The sequence below is a fragment of the Pseudochelatococcus sp. genome (assembly GCF_050946405.1).
GTDB lineage: Bacteria > Pseudomonadota > Alphaproteobacteria > Rhizobiales > Beijerinckiaceae > Pseudochelatococcus.
The window spans coordinates 23,625-43,050 of sequence record NZ_JBMNUS010000014.1 but is presented as its reverse complement, the minus strand read 5'-3'; the positions used below and the strand labels follow the sequence as shown (position 1 = coordinate 43,050).

The 19,426-nt window shown below is 66.2% G+C and carries 18 protein-coding genes and 2 pseudogenes; all 20 read right to left on the bottom strand.

What is annotated here, in order from left to right; translation table 11 throughout:
- Positions 1 to 10 precede the first annotated feature (10 nt).
- Positions 11 to 796 (bottom strand): ABC transporter ATP-binding protein, encoded by a 786-nt coding sequence (locus ACOYJQ_RS17325; RefSeq protein WP_433460248.1) that lies wholly within the window; start codon positions 794 to 796, stop codon positions 11 to 13.
- A 3-nt stretch (positions 797 to 799) separates the two neighbouring features.
- On the bottom strand, positions 800 to 1,837 hold the full coding sequence (locus ACOYJQ_RS17320) for a FecCD family ABC transporter permease (RefSeq protein ID WP_433460284.1): 1,038 nt from the start codon (positions 1,835 to 1,837) through the stop codon (positions 800 to 802).
- A 141-nt stretch (positions 1,838 to 1,978) separates the two neighbouring features.
- Complete coding sequence (locus ACOYJQ_RS17315) at positions 1,979 to 2,863, bottom strand: ABC transporter ATP-binding protein (RefSeq protein WP_433460282.1); 885 nt, start codon at positions 2,861 to 2,863, stop codon at positions 1,979 to 1,981.
- A gap of 51 nt (positions 2,864 to 2,914) precedes the next feature.
- Positions 2,915 to 3,265 (bottom strand): annotated as a pseudogene (locus ACOYJQ_RS17310) (iron chelate uptake ABC transporter family permease subunit); the annotation flags it as partial.
- Positions 3,167 to 3,611 (bottom strand): annotated as a pseudogene (locus ACOYJQ_RS17305) (iron chelate uptake ABC transporter family permease subunit); the annotation flags it as partial. The pseudogenes ACOYJQ_RS17310 and ACOYJQ_RS17305, both read right to left, overlap by 99 nt.
- Positions 3,612 to 3,623: 12 nt before the next feature.
- Positions 3,624 to 4,382 (bottom strand): ABC transporter substrate-binding protein, encoded by a 759-nt coding sequence (locus ACOYJQ_RS17300; RefSeq protein ID WP_433460247.1) that lies wholly within the window; start codon positions 4,380 to 4,382, stop codon positions 3,624 to 3,626.
- Positions 4,297 to 5,343 carry a siderophore-interacting protein gene (locus ACOYJQ_RS17295; protein WP_433460246.1) on the bottom strand — a complete coding sequence of 349 codons (1,047 nt, stop codon included), beginning with the start codon at positions 5,341 to 5,343 and terminating at the stop codon, positions 4,297 to 4,299. Before ACOYJQ_RS17295 ends, ACOYJQ_RS17300 begins: the two co-directional genes overlap by 86 nt.
- Before the next feature lie 41 nt (positions 5,344 to 5,384).
- Positions 5,385 to 5,807, bottom strand: a complete 423-nt coding sequence (locus ACOYJQ_RS17290) for a FecR domain-containing protein (RefSeq protein ID WP_433460244.1) — start codon at positions 5,805 to 5,807, stop codon at positions 5,385 to 5,387.
- Between the two features lie 88 nt (positions 5,808 to 5,895).
- A complete protein-coding gene (locus ACOYJQ_RS17285) occupies positions 5,896 to 6,822 on the bottom strand; it encodes a Gfo/Idh/MocA family protein (protein WP_433460243.1) in 927 nt (308 codons plus the stop codon).
- A gap of 192 nt (positions 6,823 to 7,014) precedes the next feature.
- Entirely contained in the window at positions 7,015 to 8,163 is a 1,149-nt protein-coding gene (dgoD, locus tag ACOYJQ_RS17280; protein ID WP_433460242.1) for a galactonate dehydratase, read from the bottom strand.
- 39 nt (positions 8,164 to 8,202) lie between these two features.
- Complete coding sequence (locus tag ACOYJQ_RS17275; RefSeq protein ID WP_433460240.1) at positions 8,203 to 8,838, bottom strand: 2-dehydro-3-deoxy-6-phosphogalactonate aldolase; 636 nt, start codon at positions 8,836 to 8,838, stop codon at positions 8,203 to 8,205.
- Positions 8,835 to 9,770 (bottom strand): 2-dehydro-3-deoxygalactonokinase, encoded by a 936-nt coding sequence (locus ACOYJQ_RS17270; RefSeq protein ID WP_433460239.1) that lies wholly within the window; start codon positions 9,768 to 9,770, stop codon positions 8,835 to 8,837. The genes ACOYJQ_RS17275 and ACOYJQ_RS17270 overlap by 4 nt, the downstream gene beginning before the upstream one ends.
- Positions 9,767 to 11,623, bottom strand: coding sequence for a DUF2264 domain-containing protein (locus tag ACOYJQ_RS17265; protein ID WP_433460238.1), 1,857 nt, complete (start codon positions 11,621 to 11,623; stop codon positions 9,767 to 9,769). The genes ACOYJQ_RS17270 and ACOYJQ_RS17265 overlap by 4 nt, the downstream gene beginning before the upstream one ends.
- 109 nt (positions 11,624 to 11,732) lie before the next feature.
- Positions 11,733 to 13,022, bottom strand: coding sequence for an extracellular solute-binding protein (locus ACOYJQ_RS17260; RefSeq protein ID WP_433460236.1), 1,290 nt, complete (start codon positions 13,020 to 13,022; stop codon positions 11,733 to 11,735).
- A gap of 94 nt (positions 13,023 to 13,116) precedes the next feature.
- Positions 13,117 to 14,412 carry an ABC transporter substrate-binding protein gene (locus tag ACOYJQ_RS17255; protein ID WP_433460234.1) on the bottom strand — a complete coding sequence of 432 codons (1,296 nt, stop codon included), beginning with the start codon at positions 14,410 to 14,412 and terminating at the stop codon, positions 13,117 to 13,119.
- A gap of 46 nt (positions 14,413 to 14,458) precedes the next feature.
- The gene (locus ACOYJQ_RS17250) at positions 14,459 to 15,163 is read right to left on the bottom strand and encodes a DUF624 domain-containing protein (RefSeq protein WP_433460233.1); all 705 of its coding nucleotides are present in this window, start codon (positions 15,161 to 15,163) and stop codon (positions 14,459 to 14,461) included.
- 119 nt (positions 15,164 to 15,282) lie between these two features.
- Complete coding sequence (locus tag ACOYJQ_RS17245; RefSeq protein ID WP_433460231.1) at positions 15,283 to 16,401, bottom strand: ABC transporter ATP-binding protein; 1,119 nt, start codon at positions 16,399 to 16,401, stop codon at positions 15,283 to 15,285.
- Between the two features lie 10 nt (positions 16,402 to 16,411).
- Entirely contained in the window at positions 16,412 to 17,584 is a 1,173-nt protein-coding gene (locus ACOYJQ_RS17240) for a glycoside hydrolase family 88 protein (protein WP_433460229.1), read from the bottom strand.
- 4 nt (positions 17,585 to 17,588) lie between these two features.
- A complete protein-coding gene (locus ACOYJQ_RS17235; protein ID WP_433460281.1) occupies positions 17,589 to 18,425 on the bottom strand; it encodes a carbohydrate ABC transporter permease in 837 nt (278 codons plus the stop codon).
- A 9-nt stretch (positions 18,426 to 18,434) separates the two neighbouring features.
- Positions 18,435 to 19,379 (bottom strand): carbohydrate ABC transporter permease, encoded by a 945-nt coding sequence (locus tag ACOYJQ_RS17230; protein ID WP_433460227.1) that lies wholly within the window; start codon positions 19,377 to 19,379, stop codon positions 18,435 to 18,437.
- Between the last annotated feature and the right edge of the window lie 47 nt (positions 19,380 to 19,426).

Genomic DNA, 19,426 nt, shown 5'->3' with positions numbered 1-19,426 from the left:
GCGGACAGCCTCAATCGCTGCGAATGTAAGGCTCTACCAGAAGCGTGCCGCGGGCCGAGCGCTCGAGATGCACGCCGACGGCGTATGTCTCCGAAACGGCGGGATGGGCGAGCACGTCGGCGGGCGCCCCCGACTGCGCGATGCGCCCGCCGTTCATCAGGAGGATGCGATCGGCGAAGCGTGCCGCCAGCGACAGGTCGTGAATCGCCGTGATCGTGACGATGCGCCGCCGCCGCGTCGCCTCGCGGATGGCCGTCATCACGTCGAGCTGCCGGCGGACGTCGAGCGCGCTGGTCGGCTCGTCGAGCAGCAGGACGTCCGGCTCCCGCACCAGCGCCTGACCGATCGCGGCGAGCTGGCGCTGGCCGCCCGAGAGGGTGGCGACATCGCGCGACGCAAAGGCTGCGAGCCCGAGTTCCGCGATGACGTCCTCGACGGCGCGCATGTCGTCGCCCGAGGCCGCGAGCGCGAAGCCCTGATGCAGACTCTTGCGGGCGAGCAGGATGATGTCGAATACCGACAGGGCGACGCGGGCCTCGGTATCCTGCGAAAGGTAGAAGACCTTGCGCGCCCGCTCGCGCGCGGACAGGGACGCCAGATCCGTTTCGTCAAGCCTGACGTCGCCGGCCTGCGGCTTCAGCAATCCGGCAATGCATCGGAACAGCGTCGATTTGCCCGATCCGTTCGGCCCCACCAGCGCCGCGAGCGCGCCGCGCGGCACCTCGCCCGTCGAGAGCCCTTGCAGCACCGGCGTCGCGCCGTAGCGGAAGGAGAGATCGCGGATCGACAGCGCCATCGTTCAGACCGCCCGGCTGCGGATGGACATGACGAGGCTGAAGAAGAACGGCACGCCGATCAGCGCGGTGATGATGCCGATCGGATAGATCACGCCCGGATTGATCGCTTTCGAGAGGCTGGAGGCGAGCGACAGCAGCGTCGCGCTGGTGATGGCCGCGACCGGCAGGAAGAAGCGCTGGTCCTCGCCCACGAGAAGCCGCGCGATGTGAGGCCCCACCAAGCCGATGAAGCCGATGCTGCCGACGAAGGACACCGAGACGGCGGCAAGCAGCGAGGTCGCGACCAGGATCTCCAGCCTCAGCCGGTCGACCCGAACCCCGAGGCTCTCGGCGCGCTCGTCTCCGAGCCGCAGCGCCGTCAGCGCCCAGCCGCGCATCAGGAAGTACGGCAGCGCGAGGCCGACCAGCCCGGCGGCGATTGCGACCTTGATCCAGCTCGCGCGGGCGAGGCTGCCCAGCGTCCAGAACACGATCTGGGTGAGTTGCACCTCGCTGGAGTGATATTGCAGCAGCGCGGTAATGGCGTTGCAGGTGAAGAGCAGCGCGATACCGACCAGGATCATGGTCTCGGCGCTGACCCCGCGCAGCCTGGTCATGAAAAACAGCACGAGCGAAGCGCCCAGCGCGAAGACGAAGGCATTCGCCGTGACGATGAACGGCCCCGCGCCCGGCAGGACGCTCCAGCCGAAGACGATCGCGACCGAAGCGCCGATGGTGGCGGCCGCCGAGATGCCGAGCGTGAAGGGATCGGCCAGCGGATTGGCGAGGATGGTCTGCATGCCCGCCCCGCTCAACCCCAGCATCGCACCGACCGTGAGCGCCATCAGCGCGATCGGAAGACGCAAGCTCCAGACGATGACGGAAAGTTGCGGCGACGCGGATTGCGGATCGATCAGCGTGTTCAGCACATCGGCGAGCGTCAGGTTTCCCGGCCCGATCGACACATCGAGCGCCACCGAAAAGGCAAGGACGAGCACACCCGCCACGACCAGCGCGAGCCGCCGCGCATTGCGCCGACGATAATCCTCCGCGGCGGACATCGACACGGGCTGCACGACCGTCACCGAAGACCGGGTGCTCACAGGAGCTTCTCCCCGAACGCACCAGAATATGGAAACTGCCGCATTGCCCTCGCCCGATCACGGTCAGGCGTTCATTAGCAGCTCAAAATTTCGGTGCAACTATAATGAATTAGAATGAATCCAGGAAGGCCGTTCCGGCGACCTGACCGAAACCTCCGCCAGCGTCTTTTGCCGCCCCTTCGGGACGATCAACGGCGTGCCGGACACCGGATCGGGAATGATGATGCAGGCGAGGCCGAAGACGTCGGCAACGAGCCGCTCCGTAATGATTTCGCCTGGCCTGCCGTGAGCGGCGACGGCTCCCTCCTTCATCGCGACCAGATGCGAGGCGTAACGGCAGGCCTGATTGAGATCGTGCAGGACGGCGACGATCGTGCGTCCCCGCGCGTTCAGTTCCGCGAGCAGGTCGAGCAGGTCGATCTGGTGCGCGATGTCCAGATAGGTCGTCGGCTCGTCGAGCAGCAGGATCGGTGTGTTCTGGGCCAGGACCATGGCAAGCAGGACGCGCTGCCGCTGCCCGCCGGACAGTTCGTCGACGGAGCGGCCGGCGAGATCGACGGTTCGCGTGGCTTCGAGCGCCGATAGCACGGCGGCCTCGTCCTCTTCCGACCACTGGCGGAAGAAACCCCGATGCGGATAACGCCCCCGGCCGACGAGATCGAACACCGTGACGGCATCCGGCGTCATCGACGATTGCGGGAGCAGACCGAGTTTCCGCGCCACCTCCCGCGCCGGCGCTTTCCAGATTTGCCTGCCGTCGAGATAAACGTGGCCGCCCACCGGGCGAAGCAGCCGGGAAAGGGCCGACAGAAACGTCGACTTGCCGGAAGCGTTGGCGCCGATGATGACCGTGAAGGACCGGTCGGGAATATCGACCGACAGACGGTCGACGATCACGCGCCGGTCATAGGCCAGCGTGACGTCGCGAGCCTGCAAGCGCGGCGAAAGGCTGGCATCGCCGGTCGACGACTTGCCGGAAGCCATGGCGGGACGAACCGTCAATGCCGCGCTCCCCCCCTGTTCTCTCGCGAGGAGCCAGATGAGATAGGCTCCGCCGGTGCAGACGGTGACGACGCCGACGGGTAACTGCGCGGGAGCGAAAAGGTGTTGCGCGGCCCAGTCGCCGGATACGAGAAGCAGCGCGCCCATCGCCGCCGACGGCGCGAGCCGGATGCCGGCCGATCCGACCGATCGATACGCCAGTTGCGGCGCGGCCAGGGCGACGAAAGCAACAGGCCCGACGATGGCCGTGGTCGCCGCCGTCAAGGCAATGAACGACGCACGCCCCCGCACATGCGCCCGCGAAGGCGAGCCAGATGTAGCCGCCCGCAGCCGCGCCCCCGAGCACCGCGCCGCCGACCGCGATGCAGAAGGCGGCGCCGGCATTGACGCCGAGCAGGCCGGGATCGGCCAGCGGATTACGCGTCAGCACTTGCATCATCGCTCCCGCCATGCCGAGGGACGCGCCGACCAGCACGCCGAGAACCGTTCGCGGCAACCGGAGAACGAGAACGACCGCCCGTTCATCGGCTGCCCCGCCGCCGAGCAGGACATTCCATACGGTTGCCGGAGAAAGCGGACGTGCGCCCAGTGCCAGACTCAGAAAAACGATCAGCGTCAACGCCGCAAGTCCGGGCAACAGCCACAGCTTGCGGGACGCGCCGACAACCGTTCTCGATCCGGCAATGCGATCAATTCCCGGAGGCGGCGCGCCCCCTCGCCCGAGGTCCATGGCCATGCGCTTTCAATCCGCCGGAACGGGTGCATTGCCGGCGAGCGCCGCGGCCAAACGCGGCGCGATCAACGCCGCGGCGTAGGGAAAGCTGAGCACAGATTGCGACGCCATGGCCATGGAGACGAGGCTGGTGGCGTCGTTGAAGACGATCCGGCCCTCTCCCGGATAAACCCCGAGCATCTCCATCCGCCGCGCCATCGCCGGAATATCCTGACCGCCGTGCACATCCCAGAGAATGACATCGAGGTCGCGGCTGATGAGATGGGCCTGCTCCCAACTGAAGTGCATCATGGGGGATGCCCCCGGCCGGCGCAGGATGTCCGGCGGGTAGGTGATGCCGAGGCCGGTCAGCAACGATCCGGTGTCATAGCGCGAGCCACGGATGACGAAGGTGCCGCCGGCGGAGTTGCCGGCGATGCCATGAGCGCCGTTGAATCGCGGATAGCGCTCACGGATCGATCGGAATGAATCGTGGACACGCGCGATGAGCGTTTCGGCGGCCTGCCGCCGATCGAGAACCCGGCCGAGAAGCCGGGCATTGTCTTCCCAATGCGTTCCCCATGGGCCGGCCTCGCGCTTCCATGCGATGGTCGGGGCGATCGTCGCCAACCGGTCGTATTCCTCCTGCGAGAGATTGGTGTAAATCGCCACGATCAGATCGGGTGCGAGGCCGAGCAGCGTCTCATAGGGCAGTTCGCTCCCGGCGAGCGAGGCCGGATCGTGACCGTCCAGAAGGTGCGCCGCCCAGGGGCCCGTCGCATGCGGCAATTGCCTGAACCAGCCCTTGATGCCGACGGGCACCGTGCCGAGCGCCAGAAGCGTGTCGTGCTCCAGAAATCCCTGCGACGCCACCCGTAAGGGAGGCCCGCCGATCACGGTCGTTCCGAACGCATGGCTCACCCGCAACGGATATGTCGCCGCCCCGGCCGTCGCGGTCGCGGCCCGACGCCCATGCGGCGTCGATGCGCTGCTTCAGGGCCGGCTCGATACCGTCCCAGGCGGCCATCCACTTTTCGCGGTTCTCGATCCAGTAGCCGACGACGGCATATTTTTCCGCCGGCAAGCGCCAGTGCTGGCGAAGATGGCGGCGGACGGCGCGGGCCGCCTTCTGCTCTCCGGCCATCCAGACGTAGTACGGGAGCGTATCCTGCGGCAGCGCCCGCAAGGCGGCCGCGAGACGGCTGGGAGAAACGCCGTTGCCGCCCTCCAGCCAGATCGTTTCGAGCCTGCCCGGCGATCGCAGATCGTAACGATGGGAAGGGTCGGCAATTTCCACGATGGCGAGACAATGCGCGTCCTCGGGAAGCGTTTCCAATATCCGCGCCAGCGCCGGCAGCCCCGTCGCGTCGCACAGGGCCAGTTGCCGGCCGCCCGGAGACGGCGGCAGATACAGGCCATGCGGGCTGGTCAGGACGAGGGAGCCGCCCGATTGCGCGTTCTGCGCCCATTCGCTCGCCTTGCCGCCCTCATGAACGACGAAGTCGATGACGATCTCGCTCTTCACCGGGCAGAATGCGCGGATGGTGTAGACTTCGCTGTGGTACCGGCCGGTTGCCGTCGCGGGCGAGATCGATGCCGGCAGGTCGGGATGCCCGACCGATCCCGTCTCCGGGTCCGGGAAATACAGGCGTGCGAACTCATCCGCAATTCCGGTCGACGCATAATCGTACAACCCGTCGCCGCCGATGACGATCCTCACCATTCCCCGGTTGAGGGCCGAGCGGGACACGACTTCAGCCCTGTAAAAAAGTCGCTCCTGCATGTCGCCCCCTACCAGCGCTTGCTGACCGAAAGGCCCACCTTCAGCGGCTCCCCGTAGAAGCAACCATAGGTGCACGATGCGACGTAAGTCCGGTCGAAAAGATTGCTGGCGTTGAGCGCCACGCGCCAGTCGTCCCTGGTATAGCTGATTGCCACGTCGACCAGCGTCACCTCGGGCACCACGACGGTATCCGCCTCGTTTTCGGTCCGCACGGAAAACGCCGTTCCCTTGACCTCGACCTCGGAGAACGCCGCCACAACGGTGAACAGCCGGGCCGGATCGGGCGCCACGTCGAAATAGGCTTCTCCCTGAAGCAGTTGCACCGAGCGGGTTCCCCCCTCGAAATGAAGCGAGACGGCGGAGGCCGTGTTCAGGATCATCCGCGAGCCGTCGGGAAGCACGATTTCGTCGCGAATGCCCGTCGCAGTCACATGAAAGAATATTTCCGCCCGACACGTTGCTCTCAGGCCGGCGCAGCGCTCCGAACATCCCGCGCGCATGGGGATTCGGCGGCGGCGCTCACCAGTCGAACGGTGCCGCGACCGTGCGCCGCCCCAGCATGAAGGCATCCGCCACATGGGCCAGCGGCGCGACATCGACGTCCGACACGCCGCGCGCGATGAGATCGGCGAAACGGGCGTAGATGCCGTCGTATTCGCGCTTTCCTTCCGTCGCCAGAAGGCGCCCGTCCTGCGCGAGCCGCGCGCCGCCGGCGGAAAGCGTCAGCGGCCCGATGTCGGTCTCGACGGCGATATCCCATGTCTGCGGTCCCGCCTGGAGGAAATCGAAATCCGCGAGGATCGGCGATCCGCCCGCATCGGAAAAGGCGAGCGAAGCGGCGACGGGGGTGCCGCGATTGGCGGGAAACGCAAGCGTCGCTTCGCGGAGAAAGAACGGACGCGGCAGGATATGCGTCAGAATCGACAAGGCATTGATACCCGGATCGAAGACGCCGAGCCCGCCGGGTTCGAAAATCCAGTCCTGCCCCGGATGCCAGACGCGCACATCCTCCTTCCATTCCACCCTGACCGAGCGGATCTCGCGCCCGGAGAGCAACTCGCGCGCCGGCTCCACCGCCGGCGCGAAGCGCGAATGCCATGCGGCGAACAGAGTCTTGCCGTTGCGCTGCGCGGCGGCCGCGAGCGGAGCGATTTCGCTCACCGTCGCTCCGGGCGGCTTCTCCAGCAGCACATGCTTGCCCGCCGCAAGCGCCGTGGCCGCCTGTTCGCGGCGCACCTGCGGCGGCGTGCACAGCGCCACCGCATCGATCTGCGGCCCATGCGCCAGCAGCTCCGCCAGCGTTTCGAAGCGGGGCATGCCGTCAGGCGCGGCGTTGCGGCTGGCGACGGCGACGAGTTCGATGCTGTCCGTCGCCGCGATGGCGGGGAGATGCTGATCGCGGGCGATCTTGCCGAAACCCGCGATGGCGAGACGGATCGGGCTCATGGCCGGCCTCCCGCTTCCGGCGCGCCGTCGGGAAAGGGCCGATGCCGGGCGGCCACGCCGGCCCGTCTCCGGCCTGTGAACGGCCGCTCCCGTCCCGCGACGCCGCGCGCGCCGATGAGGACGTTTCCGTTGATCGCCATGGCTTTCAGCACTCCGGTTTCATCGCGCCGGCGGATGCGGCGGGCAGCGGGCCTACCATTCGGCAAAGCTCCCGTCCTTGTGACGCCAGACCGGGTTGCGCCAGCGGTGGCCCTTCGCGGCGGCCTCGCGCACGACATCCTCGTTCACTTCGATGCCGAGGCCCGGCCCCTGCGGAATGGCGACGTGGCCGTCCTCGTAACGGAAGACGGAAGGGTCCACGAGATAATCCAGCAGGTCGTTGGTGGTGTTGTAGTGGATGCCGAGCGACTGCTCCTGAATGAAGGCGTTGTAGCACACGGCGTCGAGTTGCAGATTCGCGGCCAGCGCGATGGGGCCGAGCGGGCAATGGAACGCGACCGCCACGTCGAAGGCTTCGGCCATGTTGGCGATCTTCTTCGTCTCGGTGATCCCGCCGGCATGCGACGGGTCGGGCTGGAGAATGTCCACGAAGCCGCCGGCCAGGACGGCCTTGAAATCCCAGCGGGAAAAGAGCCGCTCGCCGAGCGCTATGGGCGTCGATGTCTGGTTCGCGATCTCCCGCAGCGCCTCGGCATGCTCGGAGAGCACCGGCTCCTCGATGAACATCAGCCGGAAGGGGTCGAGTTCCTTCGCCAGCACCTTGGCCATGGGGCGGTGCACCCGGCCGTGAAAGTCGACGCCGATACCGAAATCCGGCCCCATCGCGTCGCGGATGGCCTGCACCCGTTCGAGCACGGCATCCACCTTGTCCCAGGTGTCGACGATCTGCATTTCCTCGGTGCCGTTCATCTTGACGGCGGTGAAGCCCTTGTCGGCGCATTCCCGCGCCATGCGCGCCGTGTCGCCGGGCCGGTCGCCGCCGATCCAGGAATAGACGCGGATGCGCTCGCGCACCTGCCCGCCGAGCAGCGCATGCACCGGCACGCCGAGCGCCTTGCCCTTGATGTCCCACAGCGCCTGATCGATGCCGGCGATGGCGGAGAGATGCACCGCCCCGCCCCGGTAGAAGCCGCCGCGATACATCACCGTCCAGTGATCCTCGATCAGGCGCGGATCCTTGCCGATCAGGTAGTCGGACAGCTCTTCCACCAACGCGGCGACGGTATGGGCGCGCCCCTCGACGACCGGCTCGCCCCAGCCCGTGACGCCCTCGTCCGTCTCGATCTTCACGAAGCACCAGCGCGGCGGCACGATGAAGGTGGTGATGGCGGTGATCTTCATGTCTTTTTGTCCCAATCTTTCGTGCGGTTTTTTCGACGCTCAACCAAGCGCCCTGTAGGCATCGACGAAGGCCCTCGCGTTGGCGCGCACCGTGTCGGCGTCCGCCCCCGGCTTGTAGAGCGCCGAGCCCAGGCCGAAACCGGCGGCGCCCGCATCAAACCACGGGGCCATGGTGTCCGGCTTGACGCCGCCGACCGGCAGGATCGACGTGCCCTTCGGAAAGACGGAGCGCAGCGCCTTCAGCACGGCGGGCGAGAACGCCTCGGCGGGGAAGAGTTTCAGCGCATCCGCGCCGGCGGCGAGCGCCGCGAAGCCTTCCGTGGGCGTGGCGATGCCGGGAGTGGCGATCAGCCCATGCTGTTTCGCCGCCCGGATGACGGCGGGATCGCCGTGCGGCGTCACGATGATGCGTCCGCCCGCCGCCGCGATTTCCGCCACCTTCGCCGGATCGATCACCGTGCCGGCGCCGACGAGAACGTCGTCACCGAAGGCCGCCGCCAGCCGGCGGATGCTTTCCAGCGGCTCCGGGGAATTGAGCGGCACTTCGATGATGGCGAAACCTTCCTCCGCCAGCGCGCGGGCGATGGGCAGCACTTCATCCGGCGTAACGCCGCGCAGGATGGCGATCAGGGGCAGGCGGTCGAACCAGGGTTGCAGGGTCAGTGGCTGGGTCATGATCTCTCCGGTGTTGCAAGCCCCGCAGCATTGGCGACACGCCAGAGCCCTGCGAGAGCGGCATCGGGAACTTCCTCGGCCCCGGCAGCGCCGAAGCGCGCGAGGGCCAGACGATAGCGGCGGCACAGCGCCGCATCGCCGATCAGCAACGGCGTTTCGCCCGGCGCCCATGCGGCGGCGATTTCCTCGCCGATCAGCAGGCCGGACAAGTAGTCGAGCGCCGCGCCCGGCGCGAGTTCGCCCGCCAGCACCCGCGCCCGGGCGGAAAAGTAGAGGCCGCTCGCCCGCCCCGCCGCGCGCGCCGCGTCCACACCCTCCAGAAAGGCGGCCTCCGCCTCGTCCGCGCCGGGAGCCGCCGCCCCGTCGCGCGAGAAACGGCCGAGAATGGAATGGTCCTTGAGCACCGCGAACAGTTCGCCGGTCATCCAGCTGTCGAAGCCGACGATGCGCCCTTCCTCCACCCGCACCCATTTGGAGTGCGTGCCCGGCAAAACGAGCCGGGAGCGCGCGGCGAGATCCGGCCGCAGCGCCAGCGCGCCGGCGACCTGCGTTTCCTCGCCCCGCATGACGTTGGCCGGCACGCGCCGGATCACGCCGGGCACGATGAAGAGATGGCGTTCCGGCACCGCGGCGAGCGCCCCCGCCAGTTCGTCCGGCCCGGCGGGGCACGGCAGATAGGGCGCTTCCACCCAGCCCTGCGCCGCGCCCACCATGCCGGCGGCCAACGCGGGCAGATGCGGCCAGCGGACGCGCCATGCCCCCGCCACGGCATCGAAGGCGGCCGCGAAGTTCCGGTCCGCGATCTGCATGAGGCCGAGCGGCGCGCGGGTCGCCTCGATGGGCCGCCCCGCTCCGTCGAGGAGCCAGGCCCGCAGCGAACTCGTGCCCCAGTCAAGCGCGATGAGTGCGGGATCGTCGTGGGTTGCCGTCATGACCGCCGCTCTCCCGCCCCGTCGCCGGCGAGCCGGAAGACGGGCACCACGCTTGCCGCCGCAAGGCGTTGCCGCAACGATTCCGGCGCGGGAACCTCCGGCAGCGGCACGTCCGCCGCGCCGCCGGGCAGGGCCATGGCGGCGGTGACGAGGGTCGTGGTTCCCGCCGGCACCACGCCGCGAAGCTGCGGCAAGATCGTCTTCGCCCAGATCAGATGGCTGTTGACTACGAGACTGATCGCCCTGCCCTCGCGTCGCGTCGCGGAGAGATCGACGATGACGCTCACATCGTCGCGCCCGTGGCATTCGGCCCGGCCGGGAGCGGAGACGAGGCGATCGGCGTTGAAATCCGCCCGCTCGATGGCGAAGCCCCCTTCGGTGGCATGCAGCGGCCGGGGCGTCGTGATGCGGTGGATGCGCAGATGCCACGGCGCTGCGGGCAGGAGCCAGGTTTCGACCTCGACATCGGGAAACGGCCGCCAGCGCGACCATAGCGCGTCGCCCGCGATCCGGGCGTCCTCCAGCGTCTCGCGGGCGCGGAAATGCGTGCCGTCATCCGAGAAGCCGATCATGCCGTCAAAAGCCGCCGCATCATAGTTGCGCTCGTCCGCCTCGACGGAGAAGCCGTAGCGGGTGGAATAGACGAACTTGGCGTATTTCTCCGCCGCGCCGCGCATCCGGCCGTGCTGCTGGCCGCTGGAGAGCACGACCACATTGCCGGGCGTATGCATCGCGACCATGCCCGGCTGGGGCAATGGCACGGGATCGGGAAAAGCCGGCGGCGCCACCTCCTCCGCCGTCCAGAACGGATGGTCGGCGGGCAGCGCGAGCGGCAGGAACGCCTTCATCGCCCAATAGGGAGAGCCGGCGGAATTGTAGCTCTCGCTCATCAGAAGGTTCGGATAGCCGTAGCCGATGGAGAGTACTCCGTCCCGATCCCCAATGGGCCGGTTCGCCCACCAGCGCAGGTGGCGCAGATAATAGCCCTTGATCTCGCCCCATGGCAACGCCTCCTCGCCCGCATAGGCCAGCGCGCCCCAGAAGCCGGCGGCGGCGAAGCGGTAGGTCTGGCTGCGCCCGAAGGGAAGCGCCGCGCCGTCCGGCCCGTACCAGTGGCGGATGTCGGCGGCAAAGCGGCGGGCGCGGGCGCGATAGCGGGCGGCCCGTTCCTCGTCTCCGGAAAGGACGGCATAGACGAGGCCATAATAATGCATGGCGAAGGGAACGTAATGGTCGGCGCGCCGCACCGGCCCGTCGCGATACCAGCCGTCATCCAGAACAAAACCCTCGATCTCGTCGAGATAGGCTTCCGTCTTCGAGCGGTCGAACGCCATGCCGCAGCGGACAAGCGCGAGATCGACAAGAATACGGAAGAACTTCCAGTTGTTGTCGACGTAATCCCGGTCGCGCGCCTTCAGCAGATAGGCGACGAGTTTCTCCCGGTCCGCCGCGTCGAGCGGCTCCCACACCTCGCCCGGCGCGAGCAGCAGGGCGAAGCCGATGGCGGCAAGCTCGACCTGCCGCTGGTCGCGGTCCGAAATATCGCCCCAATACTCGGGATGGGCGGGATCGACGCCGTTGACGAGGCCGCGCCGGTAGAGATCCCAATGCGCGAACGCGCCGCCGCCAGCAGCAAGCGAGGCCACCCCCCAGAGCGGCCGCGCGAAGCCTTCGAGATCGGCGGCCGCACGGTCGAAATGCGCCGCCGTGGCCGAGAGGCGCACCCGCGCGCCGCCCTCCGAAAAGAACGGCAGCAACGGCGCGAACAGGTCATGCACGGCGCGAGCGACATCGTCGCGGCTGAGAAAGGGATTGCCCGCAAGCGGATTGGCGGAGGCAGGATCGTAGGTCACGGAGCAAACAGCCTTGGCAAGAGGGAGAGGCCACCGCGCGGGCGAGCCCGATGGCGCAGGGTCGCAAGGTGAAGAGCGCGGGCGGCCGTTCGACCGCCCGGGCAAGCCGTCAGTTCAGGGCCCCGACTTCCCGGTTCATCTGGGCGATGCCGTCGTCGATGGACACATTCTTGGTCATGACGGCGTCGTGGATGCGGTTCAGCAGCACCTCGATCCGGGCGGCATTACGGTTCACCGGCAGTTCCAGGTAGGATTTCACCGTTTTCAGCGCCTCGCGGCTGCCGGGATCGGCCGGGAAGCCGGGGAGCGCGGCGATGGTCTCCACCACCGCGTCGTCGCGCAGCGCGGGAATGGTGCCCGTCGCGGCGATGATCTTCGCGCCCTCCGGCCCGGTCGCGAACCTGACGAAATCCAGCGCGGCTTCTTTGTGGGTGGAATTGGCGTTCACGCCAAGGCCGGAAAGCTGCGCGGCCGTGGTGCCGGCGGCGACGCCTTCCGGGTGCGGCAAGGCGGCGATGCCCCATTCCGACGCCTTCGATTCGCCCGACTTCACCTTGGCGATCTGCGTGGCGATGAACCAGGTGCCCATCGGCAGCATGGCGATCGTCTCGTTGAAGAACGGCGCCGAGTAATGGGTCGAGGATGTCTTGAGCGTGGCATAGGACGCCACGATGCGATCGTCCTGCAATTTCAGCGCCCGCTCGTACCACGGCTTGAGGAAGTCGTAGTCGGGGCCGGCCAGCGTGTGTTTTCCGTCGAGAATGCCGGGCAACTGGACCGTCGCGCGCCAGATATGGAAATGCGTGCCGTAGACCTTGTTGGCGCCGATGCCGGACGTGAGCGACCGCGCCAGTTCGTCATGCCGGGCGAAGGTCATGTCGTTGGTCGGATAGGCGGCGCCCTTCGCGTCGAAAAGGCGCTTGTTGTAGTAGACGATCCAGAAATCCGAACGGAAAGGAATGGCGTGGAGCTTTTCGTCCACGGTCAGTTCCTCGATGAGCCCGCCGTAGGATGCGGCGTCGATCTTCTGCTCGCCGAACCACGACGTGAGATCGAGCAGCGAGCCCGCCCGCACCAGATTGGCGTAGTTCGGCACGTCCTTGATGGCGATGATGTCCAGATCCCGCGCGCCGCCGGTCAGTTGCGTGGCGACGAGTTGCTGGTAATCGCTCGACCCCAGATCGACATGCTCGATGGTCACGTGAGGATTTTTGGCCTGATAGGCGTCGATCAGCGGCTTGTAGTAGGGAATGGCGTCCCAGTCCCACAGCACCCACCGCAGCGTCACCTTCTCCTGCGCCAGAGCAGGCCCGACGTTGCCCGTTGCCGAAACAAGGGCGGAAACCGCCAGGGCAAGCCCCGACTTCAGGATTGTCCTGCGCAACGCGTTCATGATCATGTTTCTCTCCCTGCCCCGGACAAGCCCGGTCGGCGTGATTGTTGCGTCGGCACGGAACGGATGAAGCCCTGCCCGCGCCGACGTATGGAGGACCTCAGTTCAAAGCCCCGATCTCGTTGTTCATCCGCGCGATGCCGTCATCGACGGACACGGTGTTGGTCATGATGGCGTCGTGGATGCGCGCCAGGAGCACGTCGATTCTGGCCGCATTGAGGGCCACCGGCATTTCGAGCCGGGCCATGTTCGCCTTCAGCGCCTCGCGGCTGCCGGGATCGGTCGGGAAGCCGGGAAGGGAGGCGATGGTTTCCACCACGGTATCGTCCACGATTGCCGGAATCGTGCCGGTGGAGGCGACGATCTTCGCGCCTTCCGGGCCGGAAACGAACTTCACGAAGTCGAGCGCGATATCCTTGTGGGCTGAATTGGCATTGACCCCGAGCGCCGTGATCTGCGCCGTATTCGTGCCCGCCGGCACGCCTTCCGGGTGCGGAAGGGCTGCGATGCCCCATTCCGTGGCGCGGGATTCGCCGGACTGCGCCTTGGCGATCTGGGTGCCGATGAACCAGCTTCCCATCGGCAGCATGGCGAGCTTCTCGTTGAAGAACGGCGCGGAATAGTGCGTCGAGGACGCCTTGAGCGCGGCATAGGGCGCCACGACGCGATCCTCCTGCAACTTCAGCGCCCGCTCGTACCACGGCTTCAGGAAATCGTAGTTGGGGCCGGCCAGCGTGTTCTCGCCGTCGAGAATGGCGGGAAACTGGACGGCGGACCGCCAGATGTGAAAGTGCGTGCCGTAAATCTTGTTGGCGCCGATGCCGGACGTCAGCGACTTCGCCAGCTCGTCATGCTGGGAAAAGGTCATGTCGTTGGTCGGATAGGCGATGCCCTTCTCGTCGAAAAGACGCTTGTTGTAGTAGACGACCCAGAAATCGGAACGGAAGGGAACGGCGTGGATCTTTCCGTCCACGGTCATGTGCTCGATCAGCCCGCCGTAGGATGCCGCATCGATCTTTTGCTCCGCGAACCAGGATGTGAGATCGACGAGGGAGCCGGCGCGCACCAGATTGGCATAGTTCGGCACATCCCGGACGGTGACGATATCGAGGTCTTTCGCGCCGCCGGTCAATTGCGTGGCGACCATCTGCTTGTAGTCGGACGAGCCGAGATCGACATACTCGATCTTCACGTGCGGATGCTTTTCCTGATAGGCATCGGCGAGCGGCTTGTAGTAGGGCATCGCGTCCCAATCCCACAGCACCCAGCGCAGCGTCACCTTCTCCTGCGCCTGCGCCTGCGCCGCGCCGGCCGTCCCGACGGCGGCAGCGAGGACGGATGCCGCAAGGCCAAGGCCCATCTTCAGCATATTCCGGCGCATCTTGTCGACGAACATGTTTCTCTCCCTGTTGCGTGCAAGTTCGGCTTGCACATTCATTGCGTTATCGATCGGAGGCTCCCCGTTCTCCGGGGGGCGGCAGCGCCAGCACCGCGGCGCGGTGCGCGGCGAAGGCGAGGGTGAAAGTCTGGAGCGCGAAATTGACCACGGCCGGCATGAAAACCGAGATCGGGTAGAACACCACATGCGCCAGCCACAGCAGCCCGGCGAACAGGATCGCGGCCAACACCGGCAACGGGCGCGCAAGGGTCGCGACGAAGGCTGCGCGCAGCAGCGCGCCCGCCGGGGCGTTGCGCATCGCCATCAGCACGAGGAAATGCGCGCCGAGGATGAGCAGAAAAACGAGAGCCGCGAGGCTGACCGCAAGCGGCACGGCGAAGAGCAGGTGCGAGAGCGCCGCCCTTGCGTAGAAGGAGACCGCATGGCACCCGAGCGCGATCAGCGCCGCGAACCCCCAACCGGCAACCGTCGCCATCCGGAACCGGCTGCGGAAGGTGTCCCAGAAGTCGCGCAACAGATAGGTGTTGCGGTCCTCCACCATCTGGACGGTGACGCGGAAGGCCGCCACCTGCGCCGCCGGCGCCGTCAGCACCGGCAGCGAGAAGAGGATGATGAGCAGATTGAGCTTCAGCAGTTCCCACCATTCCCGGCCCAGAATCTCCGCGAAGAGGGCAAGCCCCGTCTTCTTCGGCGCATCCTTGGAAATACCGGGGCCTTCCCGCGTGAACCGGTCCGTCAGCCACTGCATCGCTTCCCCTGGAGCAGTTCGCGTTCAAGCCGATCCGTCGAATTGAACGCAAGTTGCGGTAAAACATGGAATTTGGAGCGGGGTGCGATTCAACCTGATCGCTTCCCCTCAATCCTCGCTCATGCCACTCCGTGGAGGATCGAGGCTTCGCTTTCGGGGTCGAAAAGATGCGCATGCGCCAGATCCGCCACGAGCGTCAGGCTCTCGCCGTCGCGCGTCTTGCAGCGGGGCGACACCCGCGCGATCATCGCCTTGCCGCCCGCCGTGACGTTGAGGTGGATTTCCGCGCCCATGGGCTCGGCCAGATCCACCACCGCCGGCAGAGGCACCGTGTTGGCGGGGTCGATATCGGCAGGCGCCACGTCGTGCAGGTTTTCCGGCCGCAGGCCGAGGATCAGCTCGCGCCCCTCCCATCCGGCCAGCTTCTCGCCCGGAATCGTCTCCGGCAGCGGCAGTTCCCGCCCCGCGAACACGGCGGCGAAGCGCCCGTCCCGGCGCACGAGCGTCACCGGCAGGAAGTTCATCTGCGGCGCGCCGATGAAACCCGCGACGAAGATGTTCACCGGCCGGTCATAGAGCGCCTGCGGCGTATCCACCTGCTGGATGCGGCCATCCTTCATCACCACGATGCGGTCGGCCATGGTCATGGCCTCCACCTGATCGTGGGTGACATAGATGAAGGTGGCGTCGAGCCGCTTGTGCAGCTTGGTGATCTCCGCCCGCATGGTGCCGCGCAGCTTGGCGTCGAGGTTGGAAAGCGGCTCGTCCAGCAGGAACACTTCCGGGTGCCGCACCATCGCCCGCCCCAGCGCCACGCGCTGGCGCTGGCCGCCGGAAAGCGCCTTGGGCTTGCGGTTCAGCAGATGCGTGATATCGAGTATCCGCGCGGCCTCCTGCACCTGGGTCTCGATTTCCGCCCGCGGACGCTTGCGCAGTTCCAGCCCGAAAGCCATGTTCTTGTAGACCGTCATATGCGGATAGAGCGCATAGTTCTGGAACACCATCGCGATGTCCCGGTCCTTGGACGGCACATCGTTGACGACCTGCGAGCCGATGCGCAGTTCGCCGCCCGTGATTTCCTCAAGGCCCGCGATCATGCGCAGCGTGGTGGATTTGCCGCAGCCCGAGGGGCCGACGAGGATGATGAACTCCTTGTCCGCGATCTCGAGATCGATATCATGGACGACGGTATGCGAACCGTAGGATTTGTTCAGCTTCTTGAGCGAAATTCCGGCCATTCATTTTCCCTTACCAGTAGGACGACCAGTTGCGGTGAAGCCGCGTCAGCGCCTCCAGATAGTAGTAGTCTCCCCAGGAGACGCATTCGTCGACGCCCTCGCCGCGGCAGGTGTTGTAAGGCGACTTCCTGGAATAGGTGCCGTGCAGGACGAGGCCGTTCGAGACGCCGGGGTCCTTGACGGCGTAATCGTCGGCGAGCGACTTCACCATCCGGCGGGCGAGCGTGCGGTAAGTCTCCGCCTCCGCACCGCCGACGATGTCGGCCATCTCAAGGAGCCCGCAGGCGACGATCGACGCGGCGGAGCTGTCGCGCGGCTCGTTGTCGCTCTCCTTGAAAACGAGATCCCAACAGGGGATCAGATCGGCCGGCAGCCGGCGCAGATACGCCGCCAGCAGCCGCTCGAACGCGGATCTGTATTCCGGCAGGCGCTCGTAGCGGTATGAAATCGCCATTCCGGCGACGCCCCACGCCTGCCCGCGCGCCCAGAAACTGTCGTCCGCGTATCCCTGCTTCGTCACGCCGCGCACGGGCGCGCCCGTTACCGGGTCCATATAGAAAGTATGGAAGGTGGAATCGTCCGCCCGCACGGAGTTGGCGAGCGTGGTGCGCGCATGCACGAGCGCGTGGTCGCGGTATTTCGGATCGCCCGTTTCGCGCGTCGCCCAGTAAAGCAGCGGCAGGTTCAGCAGGCAGTCGATGATGAAGCGGTATTCATCCGCCTCGCCCGCCCGTCCCCACGCCTGAAAGAACCCGCCGGCGGGGCGGAAACGCTCCAGCAACCGGTCGGCGGCGAGAATGGCCGCGCGCCGCGCATCCTCGTCCCCGACCAGTTTCCAGGCGGCGACGCATGAGGGCGAATAGAGAAAGCCCATGTCGTGATGGTCGGTCTCGATCCGGTTCTCGATGCGGTGAAGCATCGACTGCACCTGGATCTGGCCGGCGTGGCGGAGAACCTTGTCGCCGGTGTGCTCGAAGGCAAGCCAGATTTCGCCGGGCCAGAAGCCCGCCGTCCACTGGTCGTTGGCCACGGCCGGATAGAAGTTGCCCACGGAAGAATGGTTCTGGCTGGCATAGGTGAAGGCCGGCAGGTTGCGGCGCACCTGCGCCACCGCCACTTCGAGCGCCGCCGCGACCTCGCCGTCGGAGATCGGAGGCACGGTCAATTCCGATACGATGGTCACGGCATTATCCCTTCAGGCCGGTGGACGCCACGCCCTCGACGAAAAACCGTTGCAGGGCCAGGAAGACGATCAGCACCGGGATCAGCGCCACGACGGAAGCGGCCATGATGAGCCCGTATTCGGCCGAATATTGCGAAATGAACATGCGCAGGCCGATCTGGATCGTCTTCAACTCGGTCTTGGTGAGGTAGATCATCGGCCCCAGAAAGTCGTTCCAGGTGGTGACGAAGGTGAAGATGGTGAGCGTGGAAAGCGCCGGCTTCGACAGCGGCAGCATGATCCGCGCCCAGATCTGATACTCGTTCATGCCGTCGATCCGCGCCGCCTCGCACAATTCGTCGGGAATCGACATGTAGAACTGGCGCATCAGGAACACCCCGAAGGCCGTGAACGCCTGTAGGCAGATGAGCGCGAGATGCGTGTTGTTCAGCCCGAATTCCCGCATCAAAAGGAACTGCGGCACCATGTAGACCTGCCACGGCATGGCGATGGTGGCGAGGTAGCCGAGAAACAGCAGGTTCCTGTAGGGGAAACGCAGCTTCGCGAAGGCATAGGCGGCGAATGACGAGGTGAGCAACTGCAACAGCGTGACGATGACCGTCAGCTTCGACGTGTTCCAGATGAAGAGCGCAAGCGGAATCTTCGTCCAGATATCGACGTAGTTCTGCCACTGGGGCTGCGCTGGAATCCACTCGATCGGGAAGACGAAGACGTCACGGTTGAGCTTCAGCGACGCCGACAGCATCCAGACGAAAGGCAGGAGCATGACGGCGGTGATGACGATGAGCAAGGCATAGAGGGCCACCGTCCTGCCGGTGATTTTCCGGCCGCCGATACGGATCGCCATGGTTCAGTCCTCCCTCTGGTAACGGAACTGGACGATCGTCACGGCCAGCACGAGGATGAAGAGAACGAGCGCCACCATGGAGGAATAGCCGAGATCCCAGGCGATGAACGCCTCGTTGTAGATGTGGTAGACGAGCACGAGGGTCGAGGTGCCGGGGCCGGCCTGCGTGATCATGTAGATCTGATCGAACACCTTGAAGGACTGGATCGTCAGCATGACGGAAACGAAGAACGTGGTCGGCGCAAGCTGCGGCACGGTCACGTAGCGGAACTTCTGCCAGGCGTTCGCGCCGTCGAGATCGGCGGCCTCGTAGAGTTCGGCGCTGATGCCCTGCAAGCCGGCGAGATAGATGACCATGTAATAGCCCATGCTCTTCCACACGCCGAAGAGAATGACCGTGACCATCGCCCAGTTGCTGTCGGCCGCCCAGCCCGGAAGATCCCCCTCGTCCACGCCGAGCGTGTAGAGGATCATGTTCACAGGCCCCATCTCGGGATTGAAGATCATGTTCCAGACCACCGCCACGGCGACCAGGGACGCCACGTAGGGGAAGAACATGGCCGCCCGGAAGAAGTCGCGGCCGAGGACCTTCTGGTTGAGCAGCACCGCCAGCGCGAGCGCGCAGGCCAGCGTCAGCGGCACCGAAAAGGCCGTGTAGACGATCGTGTTCCAGAGCGCGGCGATGAAGGCGCGATCACCGAACAGCCGCCAGAAATTATCGAGCCCCGCGAAGCGGATCGGATTCGACCCGTCCCAATGCATGAACGCCAGCGCGAAGGCGAACAGGATCGGCCCCAGCGTGAAGACGGCGAAGCCGAGGAAGTTGGGGGCGATGAAGGAATAGGCGACGAGCATCTGCCGCCAGTTGCGGCGGCGCCTGGATAAAGCGATCCTCTCGCGCAGCGTATCGGCGTCGACGTCCGTGTCGGCAGCTATCGCGCTGGACATGAACTTGTCCTCCCTGACTTTATTTTCCCGGAACATTCGCGGCCGGA